Annotated in this window: 15 protein-coding genes and 1 tRNA gene; 14 read left to right on the top strand and 2 right to left on the bottom strand. The window is 39.7% G+C overall.

Annotation, left to right across the window (positions count from 1 at the left end; all coding sequences use genetic code 11):
* The first annotated feature begins 473 nt into the window (after positions 1–473).
* From WKF69_RS04775 to WKF69_RS04760, 4 genes are all read left to right on the top strand, one after another.
* Complete coding sequence (locus WKF69_RS04775) at positions 474–2,903, top strand: DUF2012 domain-containing protein (RefSeq protein WP_340379944.1); 2,430 nt, start codon at positions 474–476, stop codon at positions 2,901–2,903.
* 185 nt (positions 2,904–3,088) lie between these two features.
* Positions 3,089–3,730 (top strand): family 16 glycoside hydrolase, encoded by a 642-nt coding sequence (locus WKF69_RS04770; RefSeq protein ID WP_340379942.1) that lies wholly within the window; start codon positions 3,089–3,091, stop codon positions 3,728–3,730.
* 143 nt (positions 3,731–3,873) lie between these two features.
* On the top strand, positions 3,874–4,098 hold the full coding sequence (locus tag WKF69_RS04765; protein ID WP_340379940.1) for a hypothetical protein: 225 nt from the start codon (positions 3,874–3,876) through the stop codon (positions 4,096–4,098).
* A gap of 25 nt (positions 4,099–4,123) precedes the next feature.
* Positions 4,124–5,557: an alanine/glycine:cation symporter family protein gene (locus WKF69_RS04760; RefSeq protein ID WP_340379938.1), complete on the top strand. Its 1,434-nt coding sequence runs from the start codon at positions 4,124–4,126 to the stop codon at positions 5,555–5,557.
* A 675-nt stretch (positions 5,558–6,232) separates the two neighbouring features.
* Here the strand turns inward: WKF69_RS04760 and WKF69_RS04755 are convergent.
* Positions 6,233–7,153, bottom strand: coding sequence for a PfkB family carbohydrate kinase (locus WKF69_RS04755; protein WP_340379936.1), 921 nt, complete (start codon positions 7,151–7,153; stop codon positions 6,233–6,235).
* 130 nt (positions 7,154–7,283) lie between these two features.
* Between WKF69_RS04755 and WKF69_RS04750 the strand changes: the two genes are divergently transcribed.
* The 5 genes from WKF69_RS04750 to qatD all read left to right on the top strand — a co-directional run bounded on the left by WKF69_RS04750 (position 7,284) and on the right by qatD (position 13,129).
* A tRNA-Asn gene (locus WKF69_RS04750) sits at positions 7,284–7,357 on the top strand.
* An 880-nt stretch (positions 7,358–8,237) separates the two neighbouring features.
* Positions 8,238–10,130 carry a Qat anti-phage system ATPase QatA gene (gene qatA, locus WKF69_RS04745; RefSeq protein ID WP_340379934.1) on the top strand — a complete coding sequence of 631 codons (1,893 nt, stop codon included), beginning with the start codon at positions 8,238–8,240 and terminating at the stop codon, positions 10,128–10,130.
* A 2-nt stretch (positions 10,131–10,132) separates the two neighbouring features.
* Positions 10,133–11,014, top strand: coding sequence for a Qat anti-phage system associated protein QatB (qatB, locus tag WKF69_RS04740; RefSeq protein ID WP_340379932.1), 882 nt, complete (start codon positions 10,133–10,135; stop codon positions 11,012–11,014).
* A gap of 4 nt (positions 11,015–11,018) precedes the next feature.
* Entirely contained in the window at positions 11,019–12,386 is a 1,368-nt protein-coding gene (gene qatC / locus WKF69_RS04735; protein ID WP_340379930.1) for a Qat anti-phage system QueC-like protein QatC, read from the top strand.
* A complete protein-coding gene (gene qatD, locus WKF69_RS04730; RefSeq protein WP_340379928.1) occupies positions 12,383–13,129 on the top strand; it encodes a Qat anti-phage system TatD family nuclease QatD in 747 nt (248 codons plus the stop codon). The genes qatC and qatD overlap by 4 nt, the downstream gene beginning before the upstream one ends.
* Positions 13,130–13,153: 24 nt before the next feature.
* Here qatD and WKF69_RS04725 read toward each other — a convergent pair whose 3' ends face one another.
* Positions 13,154–13,456, bottom strand: a complete 303-nt coding sequence (locus tag WKF69_RS04725) for a hypothetical protein (protein ID WP_340379926.1) — start codon at positions 13,454–13,456, stop codon at positions 13,154–13,156.
* Positions 13,457–13,926: 470 nt separating this feature from the next.
* Between WKF69_RS04725 and WKF69_RS04720 the strand changes: the two genes are divergently transcribed.
* The 5 genes from WKF69_RS04720 to WKF69_RS04700 all read left to right on the top strand — a co-directional run bounded on the left by WKF69_RS04720 (position 13,927) and on the right by WKF69_RS04700 (position 17,299).
* Positions 13,927–14,400, top strand: coding sequence for a plasmid maintenance system antidote protein (locus WKF69_RS04720; protein WP_340379924.1), 474 nt, complete (start codon positions 13,927–13,929; stop codon positions 14,398–14,400).
* A gap of 57 nt (positions 14,401–14,457) precedes the next feature.
* Positions 14,458–14,835 (top strand): nucleotidyl transferase AbiEii/AbiGii toxin family protein, encoded by a 378-nt coding sequence (locus WKF69_RS04715; RefSeq protein ID WP_340379922.1) that lies wholly within the window; start codon positions 14,458–14,460, stop codon positions 14,833–14,835.
* A 26-nt stretch (positions 14,836–14,861) separates the two neighbouring features.
* The gene (locus WKF69_RS04710; protein ID WP_340379921.1) at positions 14,862–15,806 is read left to right on the top strand and encodes a hypothetical protein; all 945 of its coding nucleotides are present in this window, start codon (positions 14,862–14,864) and stop codon (positions 15,804–15,806) included.
* Positions 15,807–15,895: 89 nt separating this feature from the next.
* Positions 15,896–16,228, top strand: a complete 333-nt coding sequence (locus tag WKF69_RS04705; protein ID WP_340379919.1) for a helix-turn-helix domain-containing protein — start codon at positions 15,896–15,898, stop codon at positions 16,226–16,228.
* Between the two features lie 108 nt (positions 16,229–16,336).
* Positions 16,337–17,299, top strand: coding sequence for a toprim domain-containing protein (locus WKF69_RS04700; RefSeq protein WP_340379918.1), 963 nt, complete (start codon positions 16,337–16,339; stop codon positions 17,297–17,299).
* The last annotated feature ends 85 nt before the right edge of the window (positions 17,300–17,384 follow it).

Here is a 17,384-nt window from a genome sequence, read left to right as displayed (position 1 = left end):
GGAAAGCATAAGAACATGTTTTGTCGACTTTTAAGTTTTTACCGGACACTAGTGACTTTCTATTGTCAATTGCCAACCAAAATCTCAACTGTCACCTGTCTTAGATTCCGGATTCACCTCATCTTCCAGATAATTGATCTTTATGGAGTTGTCTCTGATACTTATTCAAATTAAATATGCCGTTATCCGTAACTTAAACTAGCCGATCATAGTCTCACATGTAAAGCAGTTTAAATCTTGTTTTTACTTCTTGGTTAGATAGGTCACATGAATTTTGGCCTGCCTGAAGGATTGAATTACTAAGAATCAGGCACAAGACAACAAATTTAAAGCACTGATTTACAACAGAATAAAAAATAATGTGTAAAATAACAATACTATGTATTGCATAGTATTAGTCAAAGTATATATCTTTGTATTGACCCAGTACAAAAGAGTCGCATTTTTTTACCATAAGCTTAACACTAAATGATATGAAACTAAAATCTATGCTTATTATACTTCTAAGCTTTGCTCTGCTGCCGGCCTTCGCCCAGCAAACGCCCGCTGCATATTCTGTGAAAGGAATTGTCAGTGATTCCGCAAGCAATAAGCCTGCGGATTACATCACAGTAAGCTTAAAGAATACTGCGAAACAGGTCATAAGGACCTTAGCCACCAAAGAAGATGGCAAATTCACCTTCGAAAAGCTTGCTGCAGGAAAATACACGGTTACTATTATCAGTGTGGAATATGTTCCAAAAGTGGTGGCTGTCGATCTTACAGATAATACAAAACCTGCAGCGGATCTTGGTACAATCCTAATAGCCCCAAAAGTAAACCAGCTGGCAGCCGTCGTTGTCCTGGCTGATAAACCAATTATCAAACAGGAAGTTGACAAGATCTCCTATGATCTGCAGGCTGATCCGGAAAGCAAAAGCAATAGCGTACTCGATATGATGCGCAAGGTGCCCCTGATATCGGTAGATGCCGAGGATAACATCCTGTTAAAGGGACAGGCCGGATATAAAATATTGATCAACGGTAAGCCGTCAAGCATGATGGAGCGCGATGCAAAGAACATTCTGAAAGGTATGCCGGCATCCACTATCCAAAGCATCGAAGTGATCACAAATCCACCTGCAAAATATGATGCCGAAGGAATTGCCGGAATTATCAATATCGTGACCAACAAAAAAGTAGATAACGGGTATAATGCTTCTTTAAATGCGAGCCACAAGTTCCCGGTTGGCGGCCCGGGCGTAGGTGGATCATTCGCATTTAAGCAAGGGAAATTCGGTATGTCAGGATTTGGCGGAGCAAACACATCCCATTCGCCTGCAACCAGAACTTCCATCATACGCACAACCAGCGGAAACTCATCAACGAACCTTAATCAGAACAATGGAAGAGAATCTGATGATCAAAGCGGCTATTTCGGAACTGAACTGAGCTATGAGATTGACAGCCTGAACCTGATATCCGGACAGTTTAATATTAATGGAAATAACTCGGATGGTTTGAGCAGTCAGAACTCACTACTAAACAATTCAGGCGGCCTTATGCAAACCTATGATCTGGCAAATGTTAATAATGGACACGGCCAGGGTTTAGATGGCGCATTGAATTACCAGTTAGGATTTAAAAGCAATAAGGCAAGGCTGTTGACCTTCTCCTATCGCTATTTCGGCTTCAACAATGAGCAAAGATCAAACCTTGGTGTTTCAAACCGCCTGAACTATGCAACGCCCGACTACAGGCAGTTCAATGAAAGCAAAGCTTCTGAGCAAACCTTCCAGATCGACTATGTGCATCCTGTAAAGAAGCTGAATATTGAGGCGGGTGTAAAAGGAATATTAAGAGAGAATAACAGTGATTTCCAATACCGTTCATTCAATTCGACCAACTCATTGTTCGAACTGGACCCGAGCCGTACTAATACTTTCGGCAATATCCAGAATGTATTTGGCGCCTACAACAGTTACCAGTATAACTTAAAGAACTGGGGCTTTAAAGCTGGTGTCAGAATTGAAGAGACCATTATAGATGCGGATTTTATCTCAACCGGATCGTCCGTAAAGCAGGATTATTTCAATATTACCCCATCTATAAACATAAACCGGTCGTTCAAAGACAAAAGCAGTCTTAACGTAGCGTATTCTCGCCGGATCCAGCGCCCCGGAATCTATCAGCTTAACCCATTTGTTGACCGCTCAAATCCAAGCTTTGAATCAGCCGGCAATCCTAATCTGCGCCCATCTGTGGGTAATGATTTCAGAATCAACTACAATAAATCTAAAAAGATATCCTTTAATGCATCGTTCCGCGTAAACTGGATCAAAACTATGATCATGCCGACGTCTGCATTCGATCCTGCCACTAATATAACCCGGAGCAGCTTTGGAAACACCGGAAAGGCCCTCGCTTACGGAGCAGATTTCAATGTCAATTATCCGGTTACTAAAGTATGGTCAGTAAGCGCTAACGGCCGTTTGATACACGGACAAGTGCGCGGGCTGGTCAATGGTGCAGAGATCAGGAACAGCGGACTGATGTACGGTGGTTCAGCATCAAGCACGTACCGGTTAGAGAAAGGCTGGCGCCTTAGCGGGAATGCCTATCTGAATGGTCCAAGCCTGTCAATCCAGGGTACTTCAAACCCATATGTTGCCGTTTCTTTAAGCGCCAATAAAGACATCGTGAAAGATAAGCTGTCGTTCTCCGCATCGATCAACAATCCTTTTACGAAGTACAGAACCAATCGTGTTGAATCATTCGGTCCTGATTTCACCCAAACAAATAATAACCAGCAGTATTTCCGCGGAATCAGCACTAGTTTAAACTACCGCTTTGGTAAGCTGAAAGAAGCTATAAAGAAAAATAAGAGAGGTATTAGCAATGACGACGTTTCGAACGGCGGATAATTAATAGTTTTTATTAATGATGGAAAGCCCCACTCTCTCAGCGGGGTTTTTTTGTTCATTGTAAGATCGAAATTAAACCTTCCCGATGATTTTGTCTTTATTCCCCAATTAATCGCCGGCGATTATTAACTTTATTTCTTCGTCACCGTCCGAATTTATCTTAAACCAAGGCTTAAATGATCAAAATGAAACATTTAATATGTTTATTAATAGCTACTTGCTTCATGCCCCTTAGTAATTACGCGCAGCAAAATCAGTTCAGCCCTGATATGACGAAAGCGAAAGACGCTGGTACCTGGACACCCGTAAACCGGGAGATCTCTATAAAGGATCAGGTTATTCATTTAGATGACAAAAACGGAATGGGCCTACTCTGGCTCAATGAGCTGCAGTTTACAAACGGAGAGATAGAACTTGATATAAAAGGAAAGAACCAGCAAGGCAGAAGCTTTTTAGGGATAGCATTCCACGGCGTAAATGACTCAACATTTGATGCGGTATATTTCCGGCCATTTAACTTTAATAACCCCGACAGAAAGGGCCACTCCGTTCAATACATCTCATTACCAGGTAATGACTGGTTTGTTTTGAGAGAAAAGTGGCCGGGGAAATATGAGAATTCCTCCCAGCCCGTTCCCGACCCCGATAACTGGTTTCATATTAAAGTACAGGTAAAACACCCTGTTGTCAGCGTATTTGTGAATAATAATTCAACACCTTCCCTGGTAATTTCACAATTAAGCTCGAATAAAACAGGTCGTATTGCATTATGGACAGGCAATACGTCAGGCGGGGATTTCAGGAATTTGCGGATAAGCAACTATTAACTCCCTGATCGCATATTTGTGATGAACTTGTGACCACTCTGGGGTGGGCTAATCTGTCCAACCAGTGTGCAAAACTTTTCTTAGCAGCTGCTATCTCTGAATCGTTAAATTCACTATCATTGAGAATTAACGCTCAACTCAAAATGACTTCTTTCGAAATTGCATGCCCACAATCTTTTCATAGTTGTGACCGGATCGATGTGTTCGCCGAACATCAAACAGACCATTCTGAATTCCATTTAATCAAAGACGGCGACCTTTTATCTGTAATACAAAGGCTCGAGAACGGAAGATGGCAAAACAAAACAGGTAAGCAGCTTACAGTAGAAGAGCTGGCTTTTATCAGCGGGCAAATTGAGAATAATTAGAAAACTGACACAAAAACTTTGATATATGGAAAACATAATTGGTTATATCAACGATCTGGTATGGAGCAATGCACTGATCGTTTTATGTATGGCGGCAGGAATATATTTTTCTATCGTTAGCCGCTTTGTTCAGGTAAGGTTTTTCAGACACATGATCCAGCTTTTGTTTACAGGCAAAGCTTCCGAGAAGGGAGTAAGCTCGTTTCAGGCATTTTCAATTGCGATTTCGGGAAGAATAGGAACCGGTAATATTGCAGGTGTAGCAACTGCGATTGCGATGGGTGGGCCAGGGGCAATTTTCTGGATGTGGCTTATCGCCTTTTTAGGCAGCGCATCAGCATTCGTAGAAGCTACACTTGGGCAGATCTATAAAGAAGTTAAAGACGGACAATATCGCGGCGGGCCATCTTTTTACATAGAAAAAGGCCTGGGAATTAAATGGTACGCTGTATTATTTGCTGTTGCTACAATTTTAAGCACCGCATTTTTATTACCCGGTGTGCAGAGTAATAGCATAGCACTGAGCATGCAAAATGCGTTTAACGTACCAGTAGCCTATACTGGTGCAGGCATTGTTATTTTACTGGCTTTAATCATTTTTGGCGGAGTCAAGCGAATCGGAAAAGTAGCTGAAATCGTTGTCCCGTTTATGGCTGGAGCATATATACTGGTTGCTTTGATCATCATGGCCCTTAATATAGAACAAGTGCCTTCCATGATTTCCTTGATTTTCAGATCTGCATTCGGCCTTGAACAAGCTTTTGGTGGAGTTTTCGGACTAGCCATTGCATGGGGTGTTAAAAGAGGAATATACTCCAACGAAGCCGGACAAGGTACTGCTCCCCATGCAGCGGCAGCAGCGGAGGTAAGCCACCCTGTAAACCAGGGTATGGTTCAGGCATTTTCGGTATATGTTGACACACTCTTTGTCTGTACCGCAACTGCATTCATGATCTTAAGCACGGGGCAGTACAATGTTATTAACCCGGACGGGGGATTCATAGTAGAAAACATACCTATGGCCAAGATCGGAGCAGAATACACTCAATACGCGGTGAATACCCATTTTCCAACGCTGGGAGCCGGATTTGTTGCCGTTTCACTTCTATTCTTTGCCTTTACTACCATCATGGCTTACTATTATATCGCAGAAACCAATTTGAGTTATCTCTACGAAAAAGGCGGTAAAGGTGCTATTTGGGCACTGAGGCTCCTCCTTCTGGTTTCGACATTTTATGGTTCGATTAAAACAGCAGAAGCCGCCTGGACCCTTGGGGATATTGGAGTAGGGATAATGGCCTGGCTTAATGTTGTAGCAATCTTCCTGCTTCGTAAGCCTGCTCTTAAAGCCTTAAAAGATTATGAAAAGCAGCGTAAGGCCGGAGTAGAAGAACCTGTTTTTGACTCCCGGGCCCTGGAAATAAAGAACGCTGATTTCTGGGAACACAAAAAGAAATAGAAAGATGCTCCCGCCTTAAAATTCTTCTTTCAACGACAGGTCCCTCAATCGCTGAAAAGCCTCCCTTATCGTCTGGAAGGCTGCGTCATTGTTAAGGAAATAAAGGTCTTCATAAGGTTAAAAATAGGTTCAGCAGATTCCTCTCAAAAGTTTACCTGCGCCTGAATCCTCAACAAACTCCCACGCTGAGAATTATCCTGAAGCACATAGTCCTCAAAACGGCGCCTCGACATGGTATAGTGGCAAACGAGTTCAAACTGCGGCACCGGTTGCCATTCCATGCCAATTTCCAGTTCTTTTACTGACTGCGCAAATAAGGTTTGAACCTGACAAAGACAAAAACACAAAATGAATAAGAGCCTTATTAAATGCATATAACTAATGTTAACTTAATGTTAATTAATCGGTTTGGATACAAAACTATCAATTTGGCGTTAGCAGTGAGGCAGGAATATGAAGTTAATGTTAAATTCTGAAATAATGGGTTAGTGCAAGTGTAAAGGAATCAAAGTGGTTCAATGTGCAAGACTGCCAGCGGAGCAAGCTGGAACAACGAATCCCTGTAGAGCCCATTAAAAAAGGCCCTAAGTTACGAAACTTACGGCCCCTAAATATTAATAAGAAGTCTTAGGCCTCCAGTCTTGATACTTGATACCTACTACTTGCTACTCAACACTATTTCTCTATCACGAAACTACTCAGGTTCACAAACTGCTGAACTCTTTTTGAAATCTGCTCTTTCGTAAGATCCTTGATCTTTTCAGTTCCGAATTTCTCTACACAGAAGGAAGCTAAAGCTGAACCGTATATGATCGCATTTTTCATGCTTGCGAAATTGATTGTACCTACCTGGGCAAGATATCCGATAAATCCTCCGGCGAAAGTATCACCTGCACCTGTTGGATCGAATACTTCTGCCAGTGGCAATGCCGGTGCAGAGAAGATCATATCCTCATGGAATAATAAAGCTCCGTGCTCACCCTTTTTGATGATCAGGTACTTTGGTCCCATTTTAAGGATCTTCTTTGCAGCTTTCACTAAAGAGTATTCTCCAGAAAGCTGACGTGCTTCCGCATCATTGATAGTTAATACATCAATATTTTTGATAACTCCTAAAAGATCATCTAAAGCGATATCCATCCAGAAGTTCATCGTATCTAGGACGATAAGCTTAGGACGTTTTTTAAGACGGCTGATAACAGTTTGCTGGACCTGCGGGGTAAGGTTTCCCAGCATCAGGTATTCACAATCCTGATAGCTGTCCGGAATGATCGGATCGAAATCTCCTAAAACATTCAGCTCAGTAACCAGCGTATCACGGCTGTTCATATCGTTATGATATTTTCCAGACCAGAAGAACGACTTCTTACCTTTTTTAATCTGCAGGCCTTCTGTATCGATCCCGTGATCGTTAAAGCTCTTAATATCACCCGCATGGAAGTCTTCACCTACTACACCAACGATCTTAACCTTGTTGTAGAAGTACGAAGCCGCAAGGCTCGCATAGGTAGCCGCGCCACCTACAATTTTATCTGTTTTTCCGAAAGGAGTTTCTATTGCATCGAAGGCAACGGTACCAATTATTATAAGGCTCATATATATTTGAAAAAAATTTGATGCAAATATTGGATTAATAATTTAAAATCCCGAATATTGCACTCCCGAAAGCGCAGTCCCTGCGCAGGTAGGGAGATAAACCAGAGATCATGAAATTGATCGAAAAGATTCCCGAGTAGCTCAGCTGGTTAGAGCATCTGACTGTTAATCAGAGGGTCACTGGTTCGAGCCCAGTCTCGGGAGCTTGTAAATCAAGTAGTTAACCCCGCTTATACAAGCGGGGGTTTTTTATGTGCACAAAATTTGCACAAAAAAGTATCGAAAATGGAATTAAGTTTTCTAGATCTACTTTCCATCCATGTGCAAAATGCCGGTTCATCATTTCGCCCTGCTGCATTCCTTCACCCCCATTTCACTCCGCGGGCCAAGAGCATAAAACATGCACTTGCCTCACTGCTTAAGTTTTTGCAGAGCTTGTGAAGGGCTAACTTGAGCCTTGTTGATAAGAGAAAGCTTTTAACTTTGATTAAACTCTCAGTTCCCTTCGAAATGTCAAATCATCAAGATATTCATTTCATCACGTTTTAGTAGTTCAATGTGGTAGATTGGATTTTTGGTCTCGAGTTTATGATATCGGAAGTTATAAACTTCTATTTATTTTTCTGGGCGTGTATTGGATGTTAAAGAGATTGAGGCAAAGCCCGATAAAATTTTCTCTGCTATTGACACTTTGAAACTCATCGCAGCGGACATCAGGAGCGCTCATTTAAATTCTTATTGGTTTGAAATGTTCTTGCAGGGCATAGGCGCATCGGCAATGATATTGAATAAGGCCATGGAAAACAATGAGCAAACCAGATTGACTCACTACTGCGGATAGGTAAAACTGATTATTTTCTGGAAATGTATCAGGAAAATTAATAAAGATTTCAGCAAACCGTATACATTTCAGTTTGCAAGCTTCGAACTAGACGGATAACTAATTTATTCTATATTAGCATGATAACTCTCAACCATTATTGTTCATGACCGATTACGCTCTCATCTGATTTTATAAACCAATATCAACTTCATCTCAATTTAGAACCTGCCTGCATGAATAGCCTTAACCAACCTCTTTAAAATGTGGAACGATAAAGAAACTGATATAGATCTTTTAGATCACGAAAAAATAGCACAAACCGTACTGGAAATTGTAGGTGATAACCATCTCAGACCATTAACCATCGGAATATATGGTGATTGGGGAGTAGGTAAATCTTCAGTTCTTTCCTTGCTACAAAAAGAGATTAAGGATCAGAACAAAGAAAATATTCTTAACGCTCACACAATTCTCTTTAACGGCTGGCTCTTTCAGGGTTATGAAGATGCCAAAACAGCACTCATGGAGACCATTGTTTCAGATCTTGCGAGATTACAACCAGGTCATAAAAAAATACAAAAACTTGCGAAATCATTAATTGCACGTGTTAATTGGCTTAAAGTTGCCAAGGTGTCGGCTAACGCATTATTTACAGGCATAACTGGAGTTCCGGTAATTGGGGGGCTAATGAATGTTGTCAAAAAAGGTAACAAACTCCTTTCTCCTGGTGACGAGGGAGATGGAACGGCGACTTTTAATACAGATGATGAGAGCTTTTTAAAAGACGTAGAGCAAGAAACCGTTTCGGGTCAGATTCATGCTTTCAGGACTGAATTTATGGAACTTATTAAGACTTCTAAAGCTAATCAGATTGTTGTCTTGGTTGATGATCTTGATAGATGCCTTCCTAAATCAGTTATAGAAATTTTAGAAGCAATTCGGCTATTTCTGTTTGTAGAAGGTACCACTTTCATTATTTCTGCCGATGAAAAAATGATCGAATATGCAGTAAGAGAACACTTCCCCAATTTACCTGCAAGCTATTCCGAGTACACCAAAAACTACTTGGAAAAACTCATTCAAATACCTATTCGAATACCGCTACTAAACCAGCTTCAAACAGGAAACTATATTAAATTCCTTTTGCTCCAGTTCCATCTAAAGAATGACTATGCCGAACTTCAGAAGATATATAAAGGTTTTATAGGCAAACGCAAAACACCATACGATAATTTCCCCTTGACATATGAGGTTATAAAAGATGCCCTCGGTTCTGAAACTGACGACCTAAAGAAGACTTTATTGATTGCAGATCAACTAAGCCCGACACTATCTATCGGCTTGAAGGGAAACCCAAGGAACATAAAGAGATTTTTAAATACACTTTTCCTCAGAATGCGAATATCACGTATTTACGGTCTCCAAGATACCATTCAATTGAATATTTTAGCCAAGCTGATGTTACTGGAACGTTTTCAAAGCGAAACGTTTGAAAGGATTGTTGCAGAAATTGTAAGTTCTGATCAAGGAATATCGTCAACAATAAAAGCTATTGAGGGCAATCTTATTGAGAAAGCACCAAAAAAGGATGATAAGAAAACTGAGCAAAAGTTAGAGAAACCAGAATTCTCGGAGAAGTTACATGAATGGGTGCAGATTGATCCGCCACTAGCAACTATCGATCTTAGACCATACGTGTTTATTTCAAAAGAAAAGGCAATTGGATTACAATTAAACGATGAGCTATCCCCTAGACTGAAACAAATACTGGATCAATTAAATAGTGGTTCTGACATTGCCTTAGCGTCACTATCTAAACCATTATCAGAACTCAATGATAGCGACGCATTTCTCATTTACGAGATATTAGAAGTAGAAAGTAGGAGCTCCCAAGATTTGAAGCAGCTCCCAAAATCAGTAAAAGGGATATTTAAACTAATCGAAACTTTTACCGATCTTGAAATAAAGGCGGTAAATCTAATGGCGTCGTTTCCATCAGATTCTCTGGGGCCTTGGGCACCAAGCAATCTTGGAGGCTTAAAAACAACAGAGGCTCAACAGGAATTCAAAAAATTGCTAATGAGTTGGTCAAGCCAGGAGGGAAACAAAATCTTAAAGAGCATGGCAACAGCAACTTTAACAAAACGAAAATAGATATGGGAACATCATCATCAGGGAGTGGAGCAGGTGGCTCCAACCCACTAATCCCTTCTTGGATACCGAGCCTAGGGCCTCCAGACCCACAACCGCCGTCACCCCCTCAAGACCCTCCGGAAAAACCTGAGCCCGATAAGAATCCGGGCAAGCCCGAGCCTCAGCCACTGCCACCCAATACACCACCTCCCAATAGCAACCGATACCAACAACCAAGGCGGGATTTCAACAAATTTGTGAGAAGCAAAGGACAGGACAGTCAGGCTTTTAAAGATGCAGTTAGGGGTTACAGCAAAAGTGCCAGCGGGAATACTAGGGTGTTGGCAAGGAGAATGCAACCTTCCGCAGCACGAGTAGTTAATTTTTATAATGCAATTAATACCGTAAAAGTCTCTGGTCTAGATGCTGCATTAACCACCTTTCATTTAAGTTCTTATTTACAACGGCCCGCACTGGATGTTCTTTCTGCACTAAGCGATGAGATATTTAAGGATCACACCGATGCTTTTGATAATACACAGGATGATAGCATTACTAGGCAAGCATATGCAAATACGGTTACCAGAATTTGTGAAATAGATGACCTTGACTTAAACAACCTGACAAATGAACAAATCCAAGTAATGCTGGCCATATTTATTGAAGAGACCATCGCGCAAAGAGTCATCTGCGACATTGGGAATGGAATGACAGAACTCACCAGTGATGTAGACGCATTACTTGAAATAGAAGACAACACTTATCAAATCATACATGGTCTGGTAAGAACTGAAATCATGCCGGAAATCATTGCTACACAGATAGGAGACAAGGAAAATCTTGAACAAAAAATAGAAAACATTTACAGGATCGCCTTCGATGCATTAGCCGGGGTTAATAATTAAAATTATGGGAAAAGTTGCCTTAGTTGCCCTAGTAGGCCAAGAAGATAAAGGTGTTAAGCTACCTGAAGGAGCTTATATAGAACATGCTAACTTACCATTTAGACATCATGAAAATCGATACGATGTTAGTATGCATGGGTTTATACGTCATCTAAAAATCAATAAATTAGAGCCATCTGAGCTAGCGATGGATTTACTGGTTATCGCTTGTACAATGTTTGGAGCAGATACGCTGGTCAAACGAAAAAGATATAGTGAAGATGGCTGGACTAGGATTATAGACTTATATATTCCTGTAAGTGATGTTGCCAAATGGAATGGACAAAAGGATAATTTACAAAATATCTTTAAATTCCTTACTGGGGATGTTTGGACAATACATTTTAGGGATAGAAGTGGGATAGGCTTTTTACTCTCACCAAAAGGGAGATTACAGCGATATGGGATGGGTTACACAACAGATACTGTTTGTCTTTTCTCTGGAGGAATGGATAGTTTCATCGGTGCAATTGATTTATTAGAAAACGGAACTAGGCCTCTTTTGGTTGGGCATTATAAAAGCAGAGATGTTTCAGAGTTTCAGGGAAGCTGTGGTAAGGCGTTAGAAGTTGCCTATCCTAACCTAAAACCAGTTCAAGTATCAACACATATTTCAATACCAAAGATATACGCGCTCGATAAACCTTTATTTATTGAGGGTGAGGGTGAAAACACGGAACGGGGCAGATCTTTCTTATTTTTAACACTGGGCGGCATTTGCGCATCGTCTTTAGGGACGACATCTAAATTAATTGTTCCTGAAAACGGAATGATCAGTTTGAATATTCCATTAACGCCCTTGAGAGTAGGTTCACACAGTACCAGAACAACACACCCTTTTTACTTTGACCTAATGCAAAATTTGTTTGATGCCTTAGGTTTTGGGGTAAAAATTAAAAATCCTTATCAGTTTAAAACAAAGGGCGAAATGTTAATTGACTGCAAAAACAAGACGCTAGTTGTCAATACCGAAACTATGTCATGTAGCCACCCTTCTGGACGATACGATGGTGTAGGAAAGAATTCACATTGTGGACGATGTGTACCATGCATTATTCGTCGAGCAGCTTTTAACGCTAGTGGCGAACAAGACATCTTCCCTTACAGGGATGACATTTTTGATGCGAAAGGGCTAGATGCAAGCAAAGCTGACGGAGCTGATGTGTTGGCATTTAAATACATGATTGCAAAAGTCAAGAAAAATCCAAAGTTCCTTACTGCAGCCATCCGCACCACCGGGGCACTTGGAGAAAATGTTGATGGATATATCGATGTATATAAACGATCTTTACAAGAGGTGGATAAACTAATAACTCCAGTAAAACTTAAATGATTACTAATTTTTATATCGACACACACTGCCATTTAGACCTTTTTAAAAACATTCAACAACAGGCTATTCACGAAGATAACCAACCTATAAAAACGATAACTGTAACTAATGCACCGAGTTTTTACAAAGCAAACACTGCTTTATTTCGAAAAGCAAAAAATATAAGGGTTGGGATAGGGCTACATCCAGAACTAACTGGTCAATTTTCTAATCAGGTTGAACAATTTGAAAAAGATTTAAATTTAACAAGATATATTGGAGAGATTGGTTTGGACGGATCATCAAGGTTCAGAAACTTCTACGATCTTCAATGGAAAACGTTCAATTCCTTACTAAACAGCATCGCTAAAACTGACAAAAAGATTTTAACTGTTCATAGCAGAAATGCCGCAGGTGAAACCATTGATTTAATTGATAAATATCTATGGCAAACGTCAAATAGCACCATTTTACATTGGTACACAGGTGATAAGGTATCTCTTGTCAAAGCGGTAAATATGGGATTCTATTTTTCTTTCAACCATAAGATGCTGCAATCTCCCAAAGGTATAGAAATGCTAAAACTCATACCCGCTGAGAAACTGCTTACGGAAACCGATGCGCCTTTTACATTCGACGAAAGGGTTAAATCAAGATTGCATTCTTTAGAATTTACAATAAAGACTATGGCGAAGCTACTTAATAAAGATATTACCGAAGTACAGTCTTTAATTTACCATAACTTCCGAAGATTATTAGTTTGAATTGACTAGGTTTGAATGGTTTAATTATCGAGGTTTTACCCCATTTTTTGTTTGAATTATTGTATTACATTCTTTATACCCATTTTTCCGTAAGTAATTGCTTAAATTAACCGCAGCAGCGTAAATACTCCCTATCGGCTTAGGCATTAACTCTGTTGAAAAGATGCCTGTCAAACTTGGTGTTCCCTCAAAACCATTATTGCTAATTAAACACTGATACTCAATTTCATTTGCAGGACTTTTGCTTGTAATTGCAATCGCATAGTCTTTATTTGCTTTATGTATATAAATGTTTCTAAGTTGATCCGGTGTTTCAAAATTAGACATAGCAGATATTTAAAAGTGTAAATTGCGTTTAATGCTAATATACTTAATCTTTTTAATTCATTGGTATATATCCATATTAGCATCTCCCCATCTTTTAGGACTCTTGCTGGCTTAATTTTTCCAGAGTTTGTGAAGGGCTAACTTGAGCCTTGTTAACCAAAGGCATACTCAAACCAAATTTTCATGCTTGTACCAGTCTGATGATCCGACTCTTCCTATTTTGACATTACTTATCATTTTTTGATTTGCAAAGACCGGGGGAGATCCTCGTCAGTAAGAATTTTGAGTTTGGCAGTTTCAGGAGTGTCAAAAGCATTGCTTTTTTCAAGCAGATGCTACATGATCCATTTCTTCTCCGATAATCTTTGAACTGAACTGCTGTGCACGTTATCCTTTGAAGAGAGTAACATGTTCTAATAGTACCAACATTGTGTAAACAAAATTGTTTATATTTGTATTTTAATTTAGCCATGAATAATATATCATCAATAAAAGGAATACATCCGGGGGTTATCCTTGATAGGGAGCTAAAAAAAAGAAAATTATCAAAAGGGCGGTTTGCATTATCATTAGGTGTATATCCTCAAACTTTAAGTGCCATTACCAATGGTAAAAGAGGAATGAATATTCCGCTTTCAATAAAAGCAGAAGAGGCATTGGGGCTGGAAGAAGGTTTTTTCATGACCTTACAGGTATTTTATGATATTAAGGAAGAGAAGCATAAACAGCAAATCAACAGGCATCCTGATTTGTCTAAAATTAGACGGGTTATTTTTTGGGATACACCCATAGACAAAATTGATTGGGAAAATCAGAAAAGGCCGGTTATTAAAAGGATCTTCGAAAGAGGTAACCAGCTTGAAAAGGAAGAAATAACACGCTTTTACGGAAAGCAAACAATAGCTGAAATACTGTCCAAAGAGGGTGACCAAACCTTTCATTAAATAATATTCTTATTATGAAATCGTGTGCTGCATTGGCAAACCGTAGACCCAATATTATTGAGAAGTCTTCATGTTCTGATGAAGGCAGATGAATTTATGCCTTTTAGGCTGGTTGGTGGCACCTCTCTTAGCCTGCAATTAGGACATAGAATATCTGTGGATATAGACTTATTTACTGACGCAACATACGGAACAATCAATTTTGAGACTATCGACCATTTTCTTACGCTACAGTTCCCATATATAGACGCTTCATTTTCGGTACTGCCGGGAATGGGCAGATCTTATATCATCGGACATAATGAAAATAGTATTCTTTCTTGCTTTGCCGATTTTACAAATGCAGATGATGATTTTGAACCTATATGTCAAAGGGGTAAACATTGGGAGATCGTTAAACTGGATTTTATTGAAGCAATTGAAAATATGGAATAAAGTTGTTAATATTAACTATTTCGTCGATGCAACATTTTAAAGAACTAATAATTCGCCTGCAAACTTTAAATCTTGAGAACATTTCTGTTCAAAGTTCCGGAGAAAGTACAGGAACAAATACCACATTATACAGCCTTGCAAGAGAAAATCCGTTTGAAAATGAATCTTTAGGACGGGAGTTAGAAGTGCTGAAACAGAAAGCTGTTTTTGATATTTCAATACTTCAGGGTAGACAACTGTTGTCACTTTTAAAAAAGCTTTATTTACTACAAGCAAAATTTTCAATTTTCTGGGATAGGCATGTTGTTGAAGACCAGTCGCTTGATAGTTTTGAAGAGTATTATAGGAGCTTAATGCTTGACCAGCTATTCTTTGTCAATAATCATAGGGAGGATAATAAGTATCATATTAATTTTGATTTTTTTAATGATTTAAGCGATTCTGTTCAATGGAGGGAAGAAGTCTTATCTGAATTGATTGAAGAAATGGAAAGTCTGATTGTGGTATATGAAGCACCTGAGGAGGATAGCATAGATACTGCTGAAGAATCCAAAACAGTTAATTCCATACCCTTATTCTCGATTGCACTTCAAAACGAGATACTAAATGTTTTACTGGATTTCTTTATGCCGGAAGACAGGGATGCTTTAAAAGAAGTTATAACGAACCGGGTAAATCCCTCTCGTAAATTGTTATTCAATGGGAATGGAAATCAACTGGCTGACGCTTTTAAACAGCTTATTGAATCTAACTTAATTACCGGTTGCTCAAAAAGACAACTGGAAAAATGGATTACCGAAATCTTCCAGTATCAGTATAAAAATAATGTCCGGCCATTTACTGCCAGATATCTGAACGGCATTATCTCATACGAAAGTCGTCAGTGCCAGTCACCAATACTGGATGTAATAAAAAAAGACGGTAATCTTTCAGTTGTTCCGCTGATAAGAAATAAAAAAACAAGAAAATAAGTAGGTATTAGTGGGGTTACAAGGTGTACCCACTTGTAACCTAGTAAAGTAAGCCGCTAACATTGCACAGTAAACAAAATTATTGTGCTATGGAAACACTAACATTTGACCAACTCCCCCAAGCTGTAAGTTTATTACACGAAAAAATCAGCCACATTGAACAACTCTTATTGGAAGGCATAGGCCACCAGGATAATGAGGAACTGTTCAATATTACCAAAGCTGCTGAATTCCTTAATCTCTCCGTAGCCACACTGTACGGTAAGGTATGTCGCAAAGAAATCCCGGTGAACAAGCAGGGTAAGCGCCTGTACTTTTATAAGGCTGAACTGGCTGACTGGATAAAATCTGGCCGCAAGAAAACAATTACCGAATTGCGTGAGGAAGCTCAATTGATGATGATTACCCGCAGAAGAAAGTAGTTTAAAATGTATGAAGAGGAATGGGGATGTCTTTTCCCTCATTTCTTTTCATTACAGTCATTCCGTTTCGAAAAACGATTCGCCATTTACTTATGAAAGGAAAAAACTATGAATATTCAGCAAATCAATGAGGGTATCCAGATAACGGAGTTTTTAGAGAAGTTAGGTATCCGGCCAATTCATCAGAAAGGGGAAGATGCCTGGTATATCTCTCCCATAAGAGAACAGGAACAAAGCCCGTCCTTTAAAGTAAATTCTGCAATTAACCGCTGGTACGACCATGGCATTGGGGAGGGAGGTAAATTAATTGATCTGGCCCTACGTCTGTACAGAACAAGCGAACTAAGCGATGCCATCCAGATGATTAACGACCTCTTTTTGTTTTCACAAGCAAAACCCCTGAAGATTGATCATCATCAGCAGATTAAAACCGGGAAGATGCTTGCAAGTTCTGAAACCGTCCTTGCCAATCATAGAATAAAAGTCTGCAGAGTGGAACCACTGAAAGATGCAGGAACCTTATTCAGCTATTTAAATAAAAGAGGAATTAGCCTGGAAACCGCAAGGCCTTACTGTAAAGAAGTTCTATTCAGTATTGATGATAAATTCTATTGGGCCATTGGTTTTGAAAATCGTTCGGGCGGTTATGAGTTGCGCAATCCTTGGTTCAAAGGTGCATCCTTTCCTAAAGATATTACTTACATCAATAACGGGTCAGATGCGGTTTACCTTCTGGAAGGGTTTATGGATTTCTTATCTCTATTGGAGCTCAAATTTCAGGCTGATAAAACTTCCGATTTTCTAATCCTGAACTCTCTCGCTTTGCTGAATAAAAGCCATGAAATTCTTCAGATATATAAAGAGGTATTTCTTTTTTTAGATCACGATAATCCCGGCATGGTAGCGGCTCAAAAACTGGCCGCTTCCGGAATCAAGGCAATTGACAGCACCGGATTCTACAAGGACTATAAGGATGTAAATGAATACCTGGAATTCCTGAGAAAGGATCAAATTTTAAAACCAGCCACAGTGGAACCCTCATTAAAACAAGTGCGTGGACTTGGCATCTGAGTAGGGAGCAAGTTTGTGTTTTTGTTCCACAAAAACTCTTCCGGCGGCAGCCGGAAACATCTTGCCTTTTGCTCCCGATGGTCGC

This window comes from Daejeonella sp., assembly GCF_037719425.1.
Lineage (GTDB): Bacteria > Bacteroidota > Bacteroidia > Sphingobacteriales > Sphingobacteriaceae > Daejeonella.
This window is presented reverse-complemented; position numbering and strand designations above follow the sequence as displayed.